At 40.4% G+C, this 18,778-nt stretch carries 17 protein-coding genes; 1 reads left to right on the forward strand and 16 read right to left on the reverse strand.

The features are described 5' to 3' along the window. The first annotated feature begins 111 nt into the window (after positions 1 to 111). A complete protein-coding gene (locus V5M37_RS15600; RefSeq protein WP_423798098.1) occupies positions 112 to 1,881 on the forward strand; it encodes a multicopper oxidase family protein in 1,770 nt (589 codons plus the stop codon). 263 nt (positions 1,882 to 2,144) lie between these two features. Here V5M37_RS15600 and V5M37_RS15605 read toward each other — a convergent pair whose 3' ends face one another. The 16 genes from V5M37_RS15605 to V5M37_RS15680 form a co-directional block, all read right to left on the reverse strand. Then, positions 2,145 to 4,121, reverse strand: coding sequence for an acetoacetate--CoA ligase (locus tag V5M37_RS15605; RefSeq protein ID WP_423802630.1), 1,977 nt, complete (start codon positions 4,119 to 4,121; stop codon positions 2,145 to 2,147). Positions 4,122 to 4,204: 83 nt separating this feature from the next. Continuing rightward, positions 4,205 to 4,993, reverse strand: coding sequence for an enoyl-CoA hydratase/isomerase family protein (locus tag V5M37_RS15610; protein WP_423798099.1), 789 nt, complete (start codon positions 4,991 to 4,993; stop codon positions 4,205 to 4,207). A 40-nt stretch (positions 4,994 to 5,033) separates the two neighbouring features. Next, on the reverse strand, positions 5,034 to 6,230 hold the full coding sequence (locus V5M37_RS15615) for an acetyl-CoA C-acetyltransferase (protein WP_423798100.1): 1,197 nt from the start codon (positions 6,228 to 6,230) through the stop codon (positions 5,034 to 5,036). A 137-nt stretch (positions 6,231 to 6,367) separates the two neighbouring features. Then, a complete protein-coding gene (locus V5M37_RS15620; protein ID WP_423798101.1) occupies positions 6,368 to 6,658 on the reverse strand; it encodes an antibiotic biosynthesis monooxygenase family protein in 291 nt (96 codons plus the stop codon). A gap of 27 nt (positions 6,659 to 6,685) precedes the next feature. Next, complete coding sequence (locus V5M37_RS15625) at positions 6,686 to 7,570, reverse strand: VOC family protein (protein WP_423798102.1); 885 nt, start codon at positions 7,568 to 7,570, stop codon at positions 6,686 to 6,688. Between the two features lie 202 nt (positions 7,571 to 7,772). Continuing rightward, on the reverse strand, positions 7,773 to 9,347 hold the full coding sequence (locus tag V5M37_RS15630) for a bifunctional 3-(3-hydroxy-phenyl)propionate/3-hydroxycinnamic acid hydroxylase (RefSeq protein WP_423798103.1): 1,575 nt from the start codon (positions 9,345 to 9,347) through the stop codon (positions 7,773 to 7,775). A 462-nt stretch (positions 9,348 to 9,809) separates the two neighbouring features. Continuing rightward, a complete protein-coding gene (locus V5M37_RS15635; protein WP_423798104.1) occupies positions 9,810 to 10,787 on the reverse strand; it encodes a fumarylacetoacetate hydrolase family protein in 978 nt (325 codons plus the stop codon). A 48-nt stretch (positions 10,788 to 10,835) separates the two neighbouring features. After that, complete coding sequence (locus V5M37_RS15640) at positions 10,836 to 11,552, reverse strand: FadR/GntR family transcriptional regulator (protein WP_423798105.1); 717 nt, start codon at positions 11,550 to 11,552, stop codon at positions 10,836 to 10,838. 794 nt (positions 11,553 to 12,346) lie between these two features. Then, positions 12,347 to 12,775: a bifunctional adenosylcobinamide kinase/adenosylcobinamide-phosphate guanylyltransferase gene (locus V5M37_RS15645; RefSeq protein ID WP_423798106.1), complete on the reverse strand. Its 429-nt coding sequence runs from the start codon at positions 12,773 to 12,775 to the stop codon at positions 12,347 to 12,349. Next, positions 12,730 to 13,356, reverse strand: a complete 627-nt coding sequence (locus V5M37_RS15650) for a histidine phosphatase family protein (RefSeq protein ID WP_423798107.1) — start codon at positions 13,354 to 13,356, stop codon at positions 12,730 to 12,732. The genes V5M37_RS15645 and V5M37_RS15650 overlap by 46 nt, the downstream gene beginning before the upstream one ends. Further along, positions 13,308 to 14,066, reverse strand: coding sequence for an adenosylcobinamide-GDP ribazoletransferase (gene cobS / locus V5M37_RS15655; protein ID WP_423798108.1), 759 nt, complete (start codon positions 14,064 to 14,066; stop codon positions 13,308 to 13,310). Before cobS ends, V5M37_RS15650 begins: the two co-directional genes overlap by 49 nt. After that, on the reverse strand, positions 14,066 to 14,614 hold the full coding sequence (locus V5M37_RS15660) for a bifunctional adenosylcobinamide kinase/adenosylcobinamide-phosphate guanylyltransferase (RefSeq protein WP_423798109.1): 549 nt from the start codon (positions 14,612 to 14,614) through the stop codon (positions 14,066 to 14,068). Before V5M37_RS15660 ends, cobS begins: the two co-directional genes overlap by 1 nt. Further along, positions 14,611 to 15,696 (reverse strand): threonine-phosphate decarboxylase CobD, encoded by a 1,086-nt coding sequence (gene cobD / locus V5M37_RS15665; protein WP_423798110.1) that lies wholly within the window; start codon positions 15,694 to 15,696, stop codon positions 14,611 to 14,613. Before cobD ends, V5M37_RS15660 begins: the two co-directional genes overlap by 4 nt. A gap of 16 nt (positions 15,697 to 15,712) precedes the next feature. Then, a complete protein-coding gene (gene cbiB / locus V5M37_RS15670; RefSeq protein WP_423798111.1) occupies positions 15,713 to 16,687 on the reverse strand; it encodes an adenosylcobinamide-phosphate synthase CbiB in 975 nt (324 codons plus the stop codon). Continuing rightward, positions 16,684 to 18,192: a cobyric acid synthase gene (locus tag V5M37_RS15675; RefSeq protein ID WP_423798112.1), complete on the reverse strand. Its 1,509-nt coding sequence runs from the start codon at positions 18,190 to 18,192 to the stop codon at positions 16,684 to 16,686. The genes cbiB and V5M37_RS15675 overlap by 4 nt, the downstream gene beginning before the upstream one ends. A 32-nt stretch (positions 18,193 to 18,224) precedes the next feature. After that, positions 18,225 to 18,776 carry a cob(I)yrinic acid a,c-diamide adenosyltransferase gene (locus tag V5M37_RS15680; protein WP_423798113.1) on the reverse strand — a complete coding sequence of 184 codons (552 nt, stop codon included), beginning with the start codon at positions 18,774 to 18,776 and terminating at the stop codon, positions 18,225 to 18,227. Positions 18,777 to 18,778: the final 2 nt, after the last annotated feature.

Below are 18,778 nucleotides of genomic sequence, written 5' to 3' on the forward strand. Positions count from 1 at the left end.
CATGCCTCATCATCAAATAAGCTGTTTAAAGTATGTACGAATATCCAAACAGATTTATTGGACATGCATAGGATAAACAATGAATCTGTTTTTGAAAGGAGCAGCTAAATATTGTCGTTTTTAAAGAAGTTTGTTGATGCTTTGCCTCTGCCTTCAGTGATACAACCTGTTGGTTATCGAGATGGGATCCCTTACTATGAGGTTACGATGAAGCAGGTTAGACAAAAATTACACAGAGACTTACCAGATACAACAGTTTGGGGTTATAACGGGATGTATCCTGGACCTACATTTGAAGTTCTTAGAAATCAGCCTATTCTTGTCAAGTGGGAAAACGAATTGCCTTTTGAACATCTTCTGCCCGTGGATAGAACGGTTCATGGCGCAGAACCCAGTGAACCCTCGGTTAGAACGGTTGTACATTTACACGGAGGACGTGTACGACCGGAAAACGACGGATATCCAGAAGCCTGGTTTACGCGAAATTTCAAGAATTTTGGTACTAAATTCTTGCATGAAGTTTACTACTATCCTAATTGTCAGCGTCCCACAACACTCTGGTATCACGACCATGCAGTTGGAATTACCAGATTAAATGTTTATGCAGGGCTTGCCGGCTTTTATTTGATTCGGGATCAGAAAGAGGAGAAACTGAATCTCCCTCGGGGACAATATGAAATTCCGTTAGTGATACAAGATCGGTCATTCTATCCAAATGGTGAATTATTCTATCCATCACAGCCAGGCCATCAACCGCCTCCAGCACAACAGCCGCCTCCACCGTTTTTCCCAGCCCCGGAGCCACCTCCACCATTTGATGAAAGAGCATTGCCCAATCCATCTGTCGTTCCTGAGTTTTTCGGTAATACCGCTTTAGTTAATGGAAAAGTATGGCCCTATCTTGAAGTCGAACCGCGAAAATACCGTTTCAGTATCCTGAATGGCTCTAATGCCCGGTTTTACCGATTACGGCTAAGCTCCGGCCAAGATTTTATTCAAATAGGAACAGATGGCGGATTTCTAAAGAAACCTGTTAAAGTTTCCAATGCCACGGGGCTTTTACTTGCTCCAGCGGAACGTGCAGATGTGATTGTCGATTTCTCAAAACATAAAGGTCAAAAAATCATCCTGACAAACGACGCACCAGCACCATTCCCTAATGGCTCGCCTGATGCTCCTCCCCTTCCGCAAATTATGGAATTTCGTGTTCGTAAAAAAAGCTCAAAATCAGATAAAAGTCAAATCCCGAAAAAACTAAGCTGCTTAGAAAGACTCGAACCAAATGGTGTGACGGTTAGACAGAACTTCTTAATGGAAATTGCTGATCCAGAATTTCCTGCCCGCTTGAAACTTTTACTGAACGGTATGGAGTGGGATGAATTACCGATTACTGAAACCCCTTATAATGGTACTGTAGAAGTATGGGAGCTGTACAACCTGACGGGTGATACTCATCCCATTCACTTGCATCTTGTCCAATTCCAGATTCTGAATCGTGAACCCATCGAAGTTGATGAAAATGGAAACGTCACGATTATAGGTCCGGCACGTGAGCCAGATCCTAATGAAAGAGGTTGGAAAGATACCGTTCGTGCTAATCCTGAAGAAGTCACTCGTATTATTGCCCGGTTTGGACCATTTACTGGAATCTATCCTTGGCATTGTCATATCCTTGAACATGAGGATCACGAAATGATGCGTCCGTATGAAGTACTCCAAAATCCGAATTTCGACCCGTGCATTCCGATTCCAGAAATGTGTGATGAGGATTCGTTTACTCAATGCTGTCAAGAGGACTACGAACATTGTGGGTGTAAAGAAGACCATGATGAGTCAAGTTCACATGATGAATCAAGTTCCTATGATGAATCCAGTTCATAGCACCACCGTTCATAATATTAAGGAAATAGGAAAAAGAAAGACTAGCTTAAAAATCGCTAGTCTTTTCATATTTCTTGATTACAGGAGTACTGCCCCTCTAATTTGCCGACCAGACCCCTCTTTATAATTCACAATAAGTGGCTAAAAATTTTAATAGTTTTTATTTGTATAAAAGAATCTAGTTTTTTAGCAAATGAAGCTAAAAAACAAGACGGTACCCCTTGCCTCAGTTTTTGAGGCAGAAGAACCGTCCCCGTGCATCATTACCTAGACTCTAATAATCTTTTAAATTCAACAAAGTAATCCAACGTTTCTGGATTGTTCAGGGAACCCAAGTTAACCGCTTGCTCAATAGGTACTCCCATTAATATTTTTTTAATCGGCACCTCTAGCTTCTTGCCGTTCAGTGTTTTTGGCAGTTCATTTACAGGAAAAATTTCATTCGGTACGTGCCTTGGAGAACAGTTTTGCCGAATGGATTGATTAATCCTAGTTTTCAATTCATCTGTTATGCTGAAGCCTTCCTTTATAACGATAAATAACGGCATGTAGGATTGTTCGGCACTTATTGGAATATCTACAATTAAACTATCGATTACCTCTGGAATACTCTCAAGGGCACTATAGATTTCACTTGTACCCATTCGAATGCCCCCACGGTTAATCGTCGCATCTGACCGGCCGTAAATAATCGCCGATCCTCTTTCGGTAATCTTGATAAAATCCCCATGTCTCCAAATATCAGGGAAAACATTAAAGTAACTTTCTTGATAGCGTTCTCCATTCTTATCATTCCAAAAATAAATCGGCATAGACGGCATCGGTTCGGTCACCACAAGTTCACCAATTTCATTGATCACTTCTTCTCCCGCATCATTAAATGCCCTTACAGCTGACCCCAAAACACGAGCTTGGATTTCCCCCGAATAAACAGGCAGGGTCGGGCTTCCCCCGACAAAGCCGGAACAAATATCTGTTCCACCGCTCGTAGAAGTTAGCCATATATCTTCTTTTACCTGCTCATAAACCCAGTCAAATCCGCTTTCAGGCAGTGGTGAACCTGTGGAGCCAATGCTTCTTAAATTCGAAAGGTCAAATTGTTCTTTTGGCTTAATTCCTGCTTTCAAACTGGCCATTAAAAAGCTGGCACTGGTGCCAAAGGTTGTCATTTTTGTAGATTCGGCAAGACTCCACAATGTTTCATCATTTGGATAGTTTGGATTGCCATCATATAAAACAATCGCAGCACCTGTCAGTAACCCGCTAACGGTTACGTTCCACATCATCCTGCCTGTTGTGGTGTACCAAAAAAATCGATCCCCCTTCTTAAGATCCACTTGAAGACCGAGGAATTTTAGATGCTCAAGGAGGATTCCCCCCTGACTTTGTACAATCCCTTTAGGTTTTCCGGTGGTCCCTGATGAATATAGGATCCAGAGTGGATGATTAAAAGGCACCGGCTCGAATGTTAAAATAGCATTATCATTTTCAGAAATAACCTGGTCCCAGAGGACTGTATTATTCAACTTGGCTATTTCCGGCTGCATTTCTAGGTAGGGAACTAGAATGGTCTTTTTTAGTGATGGAAGTTCAGCTTGTATCTTGTTTACAAGCTCCAATCTGTCATATCTCTTTCCCCCATACTGATAGCCATCAACAGCAATCATGACCGTTGGTTCAATTTGCTTAAATCGGTCAATGACACTTTGGATGCCAAATTCAGGTGCACAGCTCGACCAAACCGCCCCAATACTAGCACATGCCAAAAATGAAGTTAACGTTTCAGGAATGTTTGGTGCATAGCCTACGACCCGATCTCCACTTTTGACCCCTAATGACTTTAAATACGCAGCCATTGCAGCTGTTTTCTTTCTTAGTTCAGCCCAGGTGACTTCCTGTACGGGACGAATCTCTGATTTATGAATGACAGCAGCTTTTTCTGGATCTTCATTCCTGAATACATGCTCTGCATAGTTTAAAGTGGCTCCCTCAAACCATTTTACGTTTGGCATTCTTTTTCCAGATAAAACAGCCGTGTAATCTGTTTCTGATTTTATATTAAAAAACTCCCAAATAGCTGTCCAAAAATGTTCAATTTCTGTTACAGACCAATCCCACAACTGATTGTAATCTTCAAATGTGAGCCCTCTATTTTCCTCCAGCCACATCATAAATTTCTTTATATTCGACTGGTTTATCGTTTGTTGTGAGGGCTCCCAAAGTAACTTCCCTTTCAGCATTTCAGCTTCCAATCCAATCCCTCCTATTAAAGATCAAACTATGAATCAATAAAAAATTTCACTATTTTACTAGGAATACAATCCTAACCCTTTAAAAAATCAGCTTCGCGCTTTTCAAGAAAGGCAGCGATTCCTTCTTTTCCCTCTTCACTGCATGCTCTTGAAGCGAGCAGCAGGGATTCCTTGCTCATTTGTGTTTCCAATGTTTCTTGGAGCGAATGAAAGAATAATTTTTTCGTTTCGCCGAATGCATTCATCGGTCCTTTTGCCAAGTTTTCTGCAACGCCAAGGACAACCTCCCATAATTGGTCATCCGGAACGACTTGATTGACAATTCCCCAGTCACATGCCTCTTGTGCCGTTAACTGTCGATTCGTATACATTAACTCAAGGGCACGACGCATCCCGACAAGACGAGGTAAAAAATAGCTGCCTGATCCATCAGGTGTTAATCCAATTCGGTTATAAGCCATTACGAATTTTGATTTCTCCGATGCATAGACTAAATCACATGCGCATGCAAGACTCATTCCGGCACCTGCTGCTACTCCATTAACCGCCCCAATAAACGGTTTATTCATTCTTGCAAAAAAGGAAATCGCTTGATGTAAATATGCCGTTACCGATTTCAGATGAGAACTTATTTCGTCCCCTTCTTTTGCGAAACTTTTTAAATCACCGCCAACCGAAAACTTATTACCCGCTCCAGTGATCACCACTACTCTAATGTCATCACGCTCGGAACAAACAATAGCAGCATCCATCAGTTCCTTGGCCATTTGCAAATCCAGTGCATTTCCTACTTCCGGACGGTTTAATGTGACAATTCCAACATGGTTTTCGACGGATAAACGAACAACTTTATTTTCCAAATTGATTCCTCCTTAGGTTTAATAGATTGTTTTTTCAAAATCAGACCCTCTCAATAATCATCGCAATTCCTTGACCGCCGCCAATGCAAAGAGTTGCTAAGCCATATTTTAAATCCCTTTTCTTCAATTCAAGGGCTAATGAATATGTAATTCTCGCACCACTTGCACCAAGCGGGTGTCCCAAAGCGATTGCTCCCCCGTTCACATTTACTTTTTCCTGGTTAATTCCCAATTCCTTGATGACGGCTAATGATTGTGCCGCAAAAGCCTCATTCAATTCAAATAAATCAATGTCAGCCAAGGTTAAGCCTGCTTTTTCTAATGCCCTTTTGCTTGCTGGTACAGGTCCAATCCCCATGATTTTTGGATCCACTCCTGCTACTGCCCAGGAAACAATCTTCGCTAACGGTTTTAAACTATGTTCATTTACATAATCTTCAGAAGCTAATACGACCGCCGCAGCGCCATCGTTAATTCCACTGGCATTACCCGGCGTTACGGTACCGTCCTTCTTAAAAGCTGGTTTTAATTTTGTTAAACCTTCTAAACTAACACTATCTCTAATGTGTTCATCCACTTTAATAATCGTTTCTTTCCCTTTTTTATCACGGATGATAATTGGGACTATTTCATCTGCGAAGCGTCCGTTATCTCTTGCTTTTCCTGCTTTTTGCTGCGAGATAACCGCAAACTGATCCTGTTCTTCACGTGAAATATGATACTTTTCTGATAGATTCTCTGCGGTCATCCCCATTCCACAGCCAACATATTGATCAATTAACGTTTCCCATAGCATATCCACAACCACTGGTGCCTTACCAGGGGAGCCGAACCGCGTTCCCTTTAAGATTTGCGGAGCTAGACTCATATTCTCGGTGCCACCAGCCACAATGACCTTTGCTTCCCCTAATGCAATGGACGTTGCCCCGGTTACCATAGCCTGTAATCCTGAACCGCAGAGCCGATTCAAGGTAAGGGCAGATGATGACTCTGTTAATCCGCTATTTAAACCAATATGTCTGGCCAAATAGGCGGAATGGGCTCCAGTCTGAACGACATTTCCAAATACTATTTCATCAACATCGGAAGCAGGTATGCCACTTCTTTCAAGTGCCCCTTTAGTCGCCGCCACGCCCAATTCCAAATCACTAATATCCTTTAATGAGCCTCCGTATGTACCAAAAGCTGTTCTTGCTCCTTCAACAATATAAGTTGTCATGATATCTCTCCTATTCATTATTTTTTTGTTTAATTTCTTCTTTTTATATGTAGAATCCTGCAATTTCAATTAGAAAAAAAGGGGACGAAAAAGTCAGCTTATATGACCTATGTCCCCTGCGTTAATAAAAATTCATCTAAATAACCGAATTATTCTCAGTCTACTTTTTCATAGTGCCCTGCATGTGGAATGTGTAAATAATAATGGCCAATTAGAGACTTCATTTCCTGATAATCTGTTGAATTTTTAAATCCCGTTACATGGTCTTCTACTGTTTCCCATTTAATTAGTACCAAATATTTATTTTCTTGCTCCATGCATCGATGCAGTTCATATCCTAAGCACCCCTTGGCAGACGATACGATAACGGCTGCCTTTTTAAAAGCGTTCTCAAATTCCTGCTCCGTTCCCGGTTTCACATCAATCAACAAGGTTTCTTGTACCATAGAGTCAGATCCCCTTATAGAAACTTCTTATACTTTAGCCAAATCCAGTTCAAACTCTGTTCCCCAAGCGCTCAAAGCTTCCCAAACCTTTGGTTTGAGCGGAAGTACCTCATGCCATGGACGAGGCTCAAAGATCCCAAGTTCTGGAATAAATACATCCATATCAATATACAACTCCACAACATTTTCTTCCGGATCATGATGGTAAGTCGCAATATTATGTCCTGCAGTATGGCGGGAAGGACCCCAAAGAGTTGGACGGCCATGCTTGGCCAATAAATCTGAGCTAGCATACTGATGACTTGCATCCTTTAATTGGAAAGCAATATGATGTAAACGCGTCTCATCTGAAGCAACAACATTTAATACATGATGATCCGTGTTACATGTTAAGAAATTAGCGAAGCCTACTCCAATTTGGTCCGTAAATGAGAAGCCTAATGCATCCCGATAAAATTCAATCGTCTCTTGAAAATTTTTCGCATAAAATGCCACATGCCCTAATTTAAGAGGAACAATGCCTGAAGAACCAAAGCCAACAGCCGATTGCTTCATCTCTGTAAATAATTCAATGACATTACCGGCTGGATCCTGTAATTCTACTAATCTTGAAACACCCGGTTTGGCATCTATTTTCAAGCTGGAAGCAATTCCTTTTGCATGTAATTGTTCCTGTACCTCTTCTAAAGTGAGATTCCCATCTAATTGGTAGCCGTATCTGCGAACCGCTTTTTCCTCTGCTGGCGTGACCACAATATTATGATGGTCGAAACCGTTACTTAAATAGGTAACTCCGTCCTTTTCCTCAGTAATCCGATATCCCATTGTATTAGTATAATACTCGACCATGGTTTCACTGTTTTTTGCAAAAAAATCCAAGTACACTAAACGAAATATTTTTACGTTTGACATCGCACATTCCCCCATAAGGTTTATTTTTAAAAAGTTTATAATCCCAAAATTATTATTTTTTTAAAAAAATATTGTATAATGTACTTCTAGACTTTCCCAAGTCTACCAACTGTTTCTGGTTTGCCCCAAACAAATCAGAAACCAATCATAAAGGATGCCCGTCCTTTATGATCTATTTGGCAGCTGTCTTAGAAGCGTATCGTTATCTAACAGCTGCCTTATTGATGAAATGCCCCATTTGTTTGATTAAATCTTCAACAACTAAGGATAATTCAGCCAATTTTGCAGCGCCCCCAAACATATAATAATCAGGGCGGACCACAACAGCCTCTAAGCCAGTTGTATGAAAATACTGTTTGTATTTTCCCTCAATATCTACTACCTGATGAGCTGATTCTAATTGTGGATCGTAGGCTTCCGAAACTTTTATAAATTTCGCACCTAAATTCTCAAGGAAGGTTACCTGTTCCTCCTGTAAAACGTTCCTAGGGTCATCGACTGGACTCAAAATCATCCACCCGTCTCCAACAACATCATCAAACAATCCAGTCTTGTCCTGATAGTTTACCTGACTCTGGAAAGATAGTTTCCCCGTGTAGTTCCCTGGTTCCCCAAGAATGCCATCAGTTAAAAATGGAAATTCTGGCATTGGCGGTACCTTGCCGGTAAAGAATGCCTCATCCCGAAGTGCTGCAGCCTCTGGATCGGTTACACAAATCACTTTTCCTAAAAACAAGGCTGCTTCGACCACATCACGATTATGTGGGTTACGTTCTTTCGTATACATATCGAGGAAGTTGTCATCCACTTTTCCACTTAAGACCAGATCAAGCTTCCAAGCTAAATTCTTGGCATCACGAAGTCCTGCACACATTCCTTGACCCATGAATGGCGGTGTTAAGTGGGCAGCATCGCCAGCCAATACAAGTCTGCCTTTTCTCCATTCATCCACCCATAAGGCTTTAAATGTATAAATCGCTTGCCTTTCTAACACAGAATTCGCAGGAGTAATATCCCAAGGCTCCAATAACTTCCATGCCACTTCTTCCTTGTTCAAATCTTCTTTTGTTTCTCCTGGAAGAGCCATGAATTCCCAGCGTCTTCTTCCGGGACCACCTGAAACAACGGTAGTGGGACGAGCTGGGTCACATAGTTGTAAATTCATTGGTGTCCATTCCCTCTCGGTTTGAGGAATGATATCTACCACAAGCCAATCTGCTACAAATCCAAGATCGGTGATCGTATGTTCCATATTTCTTCGGACAAAACTATTAGCCCCATCACAGCCAACCACATATTTTGCACTGACTTTGGTTTCTACTCCCTGTAAATCCTTTACAACTAACTCGACATGGTCATCAAATTCGTTTAATGCGACCGCTTCCATTCCCATATTCACGTCAACTGTTGCCTGTTGGCGGCAGGCTTTGTCCAATAATCCTTCGAGCTCCGGCTGATTAAAGAATAAATGACCTGGCCATCCCGAAACCCCAAATTCAGAAAAGTTCAATTCCAAAAGGGTTTTCCGCTCGGCATTACACCAGGTGTATAAATCGTTGGCAACTTCTGTGATTCTCTCAATTTCACTTGCAGGAATAACTGATTGTAAAATCCGAGCAATTTCATCATCAAAATGAACGGCTCGCGGCAACGGGTATTCGTGAGGAAATCTTTCATATATGCCAACCTTCCATCCCTTTTGTCCGAGCAAGGTGGCTAATAGCTTTGATACAGGACCATAACCGACAATAGCAACATCTTGAATTTCTTGATTCATCTACCAAACCCCTTTTCAACTATTATTAATAGAACAAACCCTCGTTTGTAAGCGGATACATTTAAAACAAGTCTGTTATAACTGAATGTTGATTTTACTGAGTTTGAAAAATAAACGGAAGAATTTCGTTTATTTTAGGAAATACTTATTTTTACTTAAAAATAAAGGAAGTTTTTCCGGTTATACCATCTAAATCTTTGGATTTTGGGCTATTTCGAGCAGTTAACCGAAATATATTCGCTTATCTCTGCTTTTTAAGCTTCCTTTTTATAAATAGCCGTAAATACTTCGCCTATGAATTTTCATACCTACGCGAAAATCAACAATCAATAATAACAGAGCCAACAACTAAACACTTATGATCCATTTCAAAATGTAATGCTAATTGGGTTAAAATAAAGGGAAGCTGGGATCAGGATGATTAGAGCGGCTTATGTAATTCCCAGCAATATGATAAGTAAATCAGGAAATGGCAACTTTACTTGGTACTACTTTGTTTACTTGCTCACCAAGATCGATGGTTCCATCTGCACTTCTGATTTGGCAGCGAATCACGTCACCATCTTCAAGATATTTACCATTGTTTATTTGGTTTTCCACAAGTAAATCTAATTTCTTTTGGTATGGGAGTGCTAGGCTTGAAATTTGACCAAGTACATCTGGAGAGAGATTTAAGGCAACACCACCTGTTGTGCCAGTGATGATTAAATCTCCTTTTGATAGATTCATGATTTCTGATAGTTCAGTAAGTGTCTCTGCTGGTTTGAAAAGCAGTTGGTTCGTGTTGGCCGATTGGCGAAGCTCATCATTGACAAAACATTTTAATTCAAGGTCATGAATGAGAGCGGTTTCATCTTTGTCTAATAAGTATAGGTACGGCCCTGTAGGTCCAAAAGTTCGGTAGCTTTTCCCTTTTAACCATTGACCTTCACAAAGCTGGACATCCCTTGCAGATACATCATTCATAATGACAAGACCGGCAACATATTGATGAAGAGTTTCATCTGTCACTTCTACGGCTTGAGAAATCTCAGTTCCGATCACTAATCCTAACTCAATTTCATAGTCTAATAGCTGCACATGTGACGGTCGGATAATTTCCGAATATGCGCCGCAAAGTGAGCTATCTGCCTTGCCAAAAATCAGGTTAAACGGCGGGCGTGTTGCTTCCAAGCCAGCTTCAGCACGGTGAGAAGAATAATTGGCTCCTTGGCAGACAATTCTTGCCGGCTGGGTCACAGGGCTTAGAACCGTCACTTCATCAAGTGAAACAGTCTCGCCAATTCCAGTTTCTTTCACTTTTCTAGCCTCTTCTGCACCTTCTTCTAAAAATTGTGCTAAAGTGCTATAAGTATTTTTCAGGGCGAGAATTTGATTGTTTGAAACAACACCCCAATTCTCTTTACCATGCTTTTCGAATCTTACAACTTGTAATCCCATTTTTTTGCTCCTCTCTAAGTCGATTTACTTTTTAGTAAAAAGTTAGCTTTAAAACCCGTATATTTTATCTAAAATTCTTTTCACACGTAAGATTAATTCCGTCATTTTTTGCCGGGCCAACTCTTCATCCCTTGCTATGACGGCATCGTAGATAGCACGGTGTCGATCAAGCACTTCTTTTGTTGGCGTATCATACGGTGATTCCGGAAAATCCTTGGCAGCCTGTATCGTTTTTTCGCGGCTTTTAACTAGCGCTTTTCGAAGTGTTTTAACTGTGTTAATCATGAGATCGTTGTGGGAAGCCTGCAGGATGCTTTCATGGAAATCATAATCCGCACTTGCCCAGGCCTTTTCATCCCCAATTGATTGCTCCAGACGCTCAAAAGCATCTTTCATTTTCATCATGTCCTGATCAGTTGCTCGTTTAGCTGCCAATGCCGCGGCCATTGGTTCAAGGCCCAATCTCACTTCTGTCAAATGCACTAAAAAGTCGGTATTATTCTCATCCTCTATAACCCAAGTTAATACATCAAGATTCCACCATTGCCACTCAGAACGAGGAAGGACAATCGTCCCAGCTTTTTGATTGGATCTCACAAGCCCCAGTGTGGTTAATCCTTTAAAGGCTTCACGCACTACGGTTCGACTTACCTCATATCGTTCACTGATATCTTCTGCCTTTGGTAAGATCTCACCAGGAGTGAACTCCCCTGTTACGATTTTTTTGCCAAGTTCATGGACTAACTGATCACTTCTATTTTTCATTTTGAAACCTCCTCCTCCCCTGGCATGGCTTTTTACCTTCTTAATAGAATACATGATATGAAATTGGTTTGGAGGTTATTTTGTAGAATAAACCATGTCGGTGCTAGTAAACTTGAATTTTAACACCTGCCTTTTAAAGGGTATGCTTGAAATCGGAAATAATAAATATTACTTATCTGAATATTATAATAAGTAATATTTATTATCTCGTCAATATATATTTTCTGAATTTTTATTTTTAAATTTGAACAAATAAAGTATAAAGAGGAAGCAAAAGAACCCACCGAGACCGATGAAGAACACACCTAAGTTTAGGTTCAAATAAAAAAAACAGCTTCTGTGAATGTAAAATGGCTTTAATACGCCTTCTATTTTGCCCGTGAGCGCTAGAAAAATAGCAAATCGGTAAAAATAAGAAGCTTATTCTGCCCATGAGCGCTAGAAAAATAGCAAATCGGTAAAAATAAGAAGCTTATTCTACCCGTGAGCGCTAGAAAAATAGCAAATCGGTAAAAATAAGAAGCTTATTCTACCCGTGAGCGCTAGAAAAATAACAAATCGGTAAAAATAAGCAGCTTATTCTACCCGTGAGCGCTAGAAAAATAGCAAATCGGTAAAAATAGGCGGCTTATTCTACCCGTGAGCGCTAGAAAAATAGCAAATCGGTAAAAATAAGCAGCTTATTCTACCCGTGAGCGCTAGAAAAGTAATCCACTGGTAAAAATAGGCGGCTTATTTTGCTCGTGGAGCCCAAGAAAAGTATCGCTCCAGCTTGATAGGATCTTAGCGTATAACTATTTGACTCTCTTCACTAATCCATTCCATACAAAATCCACTTCATCTGAAACACTTGCTGCATCCTGTGCAATCCACCCAGCCAGATCCCTTAGTCTTCTTTCATCCTTTTGCAAAGGAACAATTCCCTTTCCAACCTCTAACATAATCAGGACTATTTTGTTCTTTCTATTTTCCTCCTCCTGAAGGAGGGTCTTTAATATTGTTCTAAATCCCCATCGAATCTCGTCATTGTTTTCACCATTCTGAAGCTCAGACGCAATCCATTTTTCCCAGCCCTCCATTACTAACGTTGAACCATTCTCCCATTTTGCTTCCCAATCTCCCACCATATCTCCTTCATAGGCAGATACCCAGCTGCATGTTCTATGATTTGCTTTGACTACTTTTCTTTTTCCTGAAAAGGCACCGCCAATAACGAGCTGCATACCCATTCCCCCTTCTGCTGCTCAAATGTTAATCGAATACCATGCCCATGCGTGATGGTAAGATCCCAAAAAGACCTGGAGGATACATATTTTGAAACAAGGTAGCGAATGACACCTCCATGGGTCATCACAAGTATTTTCGCAGGAGTAGTTTCCATCGCTTGCTGAAATAACTCATTAAAAAAGGAATCAATTCTAGATTTGAATGTATCAGCTGACTCTCCATTCGGTATGGAATAGGCCTCCCAATCCGCTAGCCAGTTCCGATAAGCGATCTGGTTCTTTAGCTCGTCATATGTCTTTCCTTCCCAGTCGCCAAAATTAATTTCTCTTAATCTACAATCAATGGAAACCTGTGACGGGATGCTTAAATAGGCTAAAGTTTCCTGACAGCGTTGTAAATCACTAGTAAATACATGATCAAAGTTTAATCCTGATAACACTGTTTGCAGATTATTCAACTGTGATAGTTCGCTACTTATTACTCCGATGTCAGAATGGCCTAAATACCTTTTCTCTTTATTCCAATTTGTTATCCCATGACGAACGAGATATACATCCATGTGATTGCAAGTCCCCATAATTCGCCTCCTTCAATCGCTGTACCTAATAAATCTCCATTCGTCCCTTTAAAGGTATGTTTAATCCATGCTCCAAATAAGCCAATAAATACAAGGTAGGAAGGAAGTAAATATAGAAAGTCATGAAAGAAGAATAATAGTACACATACAGGAATTGCTGCATACAAACAGTCAAGCCGATTTACGTTTTTCTGCCACTCCCATGCCAAGCCATGTTGTTTAGCAGTAGGTAGATATATCATTAAAACAACGGCTCCTAAACGAGAAAACGCCATGATAAAAAGAAAAGAATACAGGAGAAAACCAGATTCAATCAACGAATATATCAAAAGTGTTTTCCATGTTAATAAAAAAAGAAGTGAAATGATACCAAAACTTCCGACATGTGGATCTTTCATAATCTCCCATTTTCTCTCTAGGGGAGCATTTGAACCTACTGCATCTGCTACATCCATCCAACCATCTAAGTGTAATCCTCCAGTAAGATATACCCATAAAGAAATGATGAGCAATGTCATGATATGGATAGGAAGATAAGACTGAAATATGTAAAAAATGATCGTGATTATAGACCCCAGTACTGCACCGACAAGCGGATAACTCCTTAAGGCCCATCTACTTGTCTGTTTGGTCCATGGACATTCAATGGGAAGAGGAATTCGTGTTAGAAATTGAACCGCAAGTATAAATCCAAAAAACATTTGCTTCATCAAATTTCTCCCTTCCAATACATTGGAATCCCCGCCTGGACCTGAGCGGCAAGGTCTGATTGCTGCACAATCGTTTGATGGAGACGCTGTAAGGTATACATATATCTTTGTACAGCTTCATCAGTGGAAGGAATCCCCTCATTTACATCATTCGAAACAATGAGAAGGTGAAATTGTTTTTCACGTGCAAGACATAACCAGCGATTCACACTGTTTTCTATCAATTCCATTCTATGTTCAAGCCCGAACATGACATTACTTAACAATATGGTCAAACAGTCTATTAAAATAACATCACCTTTTTTACATTGCGACAGAATCGGTTCAAGGTGAAAGGACTCTTCAACCGTTTGCCACTCCTTCCCTCGATCTTGCTGATGAAATCGAATCCTTTCTTCCATTTCATCATCACTTTTTTTAGCTGTCGCTATGTAATAAAGAGAACCCCTTTGATATTCCTCCTTCATTTTATGAAAAAACGAAAGAGCCGTTTGCTCTGCTAAATGACTTTTCCCCGACCTAGCACCACCTGAAATAAAGAGGATCATGACTCATTTCTCCACTTTTGAAGTGCAGCTAGTAATTGTTCATTTTCTAAGTTTGACCTAATGGCAATACGTAGGAACTCACCATTTAGTCCTTTAAAGTTATGAGTGTGCCGCGTAAGGATTCCGTGCTCCAATAAAAAGGAATAAAGCTCATCGGTTCGCTGCGGTTGTTTCTCATCTCGCAAAAGATAAAAGTTTACTTGTGATGGGGAAAGGTAAAATCCTAATGAAGTTAATCTCTTAAACACATTTCGAGATTCCTCATGCAGCCATGCTCTTGTTTCGTCAACAAAACGACGATCTTCAAGTAATCTCGGAATTAATGCATCTACTAAAGAGTTAATACTCCAAGGAATTTGTTCGTTTTTTAAAACCTTAATAATCGTTGGATGGGCCATTATATATCCGATTCTCAGCCCAGGGATTGTATACATTTTTGTTAAAGAACGTAATAATATTAAATTTGGGTAAGACGATAACCATGAAGTAAGTGTAGGAATGGAAGTCGGTAGAAAATCAACAAAGGCTTCATCGACTACTACATATGTACCAGTTTTTTTCCCTACTTCTAACAATACCTGCAAATCTTCTTCAGCTATTACCGTCCCAGTTGGGTTATTAGGGCGGCAAAGAAAGATAACATCTTTTTCAATAAACTTTTGTTGAATCAATTGAATTGGTAATGTAAATCCACTTTCATGGCCTACTAAAATATCTTCTACATCAATATGGTAATGACGACAGGCTCGTTCATATTCCAAGAAGGTAGGGTGAGCAATGAGCGCTTTCCCTTTTTCGAAATATTTTGCTACTAAAAAAATGGCCTCCGCTCCCCCGTTTGTTAATAGGACCATGTCTTGGTCTATACCTTCATGCTTTGCTATCGAAGCACTACTATTTGAATAAGTTGGCTCTGGATAACGTGTGATCGTCTCATAATGTTCATGTAATGCATCTTGCAACCAGGAAGGAGGTCCAAAAGGGTTTATGTTTGCGCTAAAATCGAGTAATGCTTTATCACCTTCAATATGGAAAAGTTTTTTTATTGTTTCAGGTTGTCCGCCATGATTTGGCCATTTCATCATTTTCACCTCATTTTCACGATCTAACCGACAGGAGTAAGCCTACAACTATCAGAAAAAATACAATCCATCCTCCATGCATAATTCGAATTGCTTGTTCGATATCGGAGCACACCAAATTCCTTAAAGGATCTCCCATTTGTGCACGAACTGACTTTTTTCCCCGATAGTAATTGATTCCACCTAGCTGAATTCCGATTAACCCCGCTGCCATTGCCTCTGACCAGCCACTATTTGGACTGGGGTGTTTTCTTGCATCCCTCCACGTTATGTTCCATCCATTTCTCTTTTTGGATCCTTTTATAAAAAAAGCTGCAATCCACATCGAAAGTGCTGTTAATCTCGCAGGAAACCAATTTACTAGATCGTCAAGCTTGGCTGATGCCCATCCAAATTGCATGAATCGCTCATCTTTATGCCCAACCATAGAATCTAACGTATTGATGGCGCGGTACACCATCGCAAGTGGTGCTCCTCCAATGATGGCCCAAAATAATGGCGCTGTTATGCCATCGACTGTATTCTCAGCAACAGTCTCAACAGTTCCTCTAACAATTTCACTCTCCGGTAAACTTTCCGTATCACGACCTACGATCATACTAAGCTTTAATCTTGCTTCTACTAAATTCCCTTTCACTAAAGGAACTAGGACTTCTTTTGCGGCAGTCGAAAGACCTTTTATCGCAATCGTAGTGGAAATAAGATAGATTTGTACAAAAACTCCAACAAATGGGTGTAATTGATAGGCAACAAAGACGAGAAAAAAGGATAAGAAGAAAACGAGCAGAACAACTGTTGCGGTAAGGCAAATCCCTTTCCAGACTCTGCCTTCGCCTCTATTCCAGCTCTTTTCTAAAAATGTTATTAATTTCCCCATTAGTACAACAGGATGTGGAAGCCACCTAGGATCACCCATCAACAAATCTAATACAATCGCTGCAAATATAATCTTGCAGAATATAATGGTTGGCTCATATCCCATTACCATCATTTCGATTCCTTTTGAAAGTCCGTTATTAGCTTATTAATTCGGTCTAACTGGATATTTTCTCTCACAACCTTGGCTAATAGATCGAATCCTTCTTCTCTTTTTATGGAAAAAGAGTCGCGGTTCTTGATTGGCTCTAAGCCTTTCTTTATCCTTATCTCATTTAGAAAAACCTCACGGAAAAGATCATTATGGAAAATACCATGAAAGTACGTCCCGATGATTTGTCTATCCTTCGTTATCGTTCCTTCCCTACTGTCAGCTAACTGAACAAAATGGTCACATTCCTCTTCAAAGTACGATTCGCCCATATGAATCTCATAACCCGCAACTGGAATGCTTTCCTCGGCAAAACTGGCCATTCCTTCAGAATGAACCGTTGTCTTATATGTGGTCATGGAGGTTTGCATCGGAATGAGCCCTAGTCCTTCTACACTTTTATGTGATGATTCAACTTCGTATGGATCTTCGATGCGATTTCCTAACATTTGATACCCGCCACAAATGCCAACGATCATCGTATCCTTTTGTGCTAGATCCAAGATCCGATTGGCTAGTCCTGTGCCTTGTAAAACCATCATATCCTCAATGGTATTTTTACTCCCAGGCAGAATCAGTAAATCCGGTTCTCCTAAGTCTTCTACAGCTTTTACAAAGCGAACATGACAATCCTTTTCCGCAAAAAAAGGATCGATATCAGTAAAATTAGAGATCATGGGATGACGGATGACCGCAATATCAATTTCCTTTGTAGCATCGAGTTTAGAAGTATAGTTGTTTAACACAACTGAATCCTCTGCTTCAATAAGTAGGTTATCGATATATGGAACAACACCTAAAATCGGAACGCCAGCATATTCTTCAAACCAGGTTAATCCCGGCTGCAGTAAGGATACATCACCTCTGAATTTATTGATGATGACACCAATTACTCGATTTCGATCTTCCGGTTCTAGCAGCTGCAAGGTTCCTACTAAACTAGCAAATACTCCACCCTTTTCAATATCTCCAACTATAATCACGGGTGCGTTAGCGATTTGGGCCACCCGCATATTAACAAGCTCCCGATCATTTAAATTAATCTCAGCCGGACTGCCTGCACCTTCAATAACGATCCGGTCATAACAAACAGACAATTTCTCATATGAATCTCGAATTAGTGCTAGGCCTTGTTGAAAAAAGTCCTGGCGGTATTCTCCTGCCTTCATATTTTTAAATGGCTTTCCATGAACCACAATTTGCGATTCATAGCTACCGCTTGGCTTAATCAAAATGGGATTCATATCCGTTGTTGCAAGGATCCCAGCTGCTTCTGCTTGCACACCCTGGGCACGGCCGATTTCTTTCCCATCCAATGTAATATAAGAATTTAAAGCCATGTTCTGTGATTTAAAAGGGGCTGTTTTAAAACCATCCTGAACAAATATCCGGCATAAAGCGGTAACAAGCGCACTTTTGCCGGCATCTGAATGAGTACCTTGAATCATTAAAGGAACAGCTTTCCCCATAAGCATTCACTCCTTAATTTTAGGTATTGCCCTTAAAATTCAATTCCTTTTACAGCTGGTATACCCTCATCGTAGTAATGCTTTTCCACTTCAATAACAGATACTAGATCCGCGATCTCTCTAATTTCCCGCTTGGCATCTCTTCCTGTCAAAACGAGATGAACATGGGACGGTCTATTTTTTATTAGATCCATCACTTCATTTAGTGGTAAAACATCTTCAATAGGAAATGTGTCAATGGCTAACGCATTGTTTATTTCATCTAAAATCACTAAATCATATTCTCCGCTCATTACTGTTTCCTTTGCCTTTAGCCATCCAATCCTTAACGCTTCTCTGTGCTCCTCAGGGGTTTTTGTCCATGTGAATCCTCTTCCTAGCTGTTCCATCTCAACCCCAATCTTACCTAAGGCAATTTGTTCCCCGTACGAACGCTCTGGTGATTTAATAAATTGATAAATCTTTACTTTTAACCCTCTACCAACTGCTCGTACGGTTAAACCTATAGCTGCTGTCGTTTTTCCTTTACCGTGACCTGTGTACACAAGTGTTAAGCCTTGTTTCATTTTGTTAACTTGATCCATGT

This window comes from Neobacillus sp. SAB-20_R2A, from assembly GCF_049568635.1.
GTDB lineage: Bacteria > Bacillota > Bacilli > Bacillales > Cytobacillaceae > Neobacillus > Neobacillus citreus.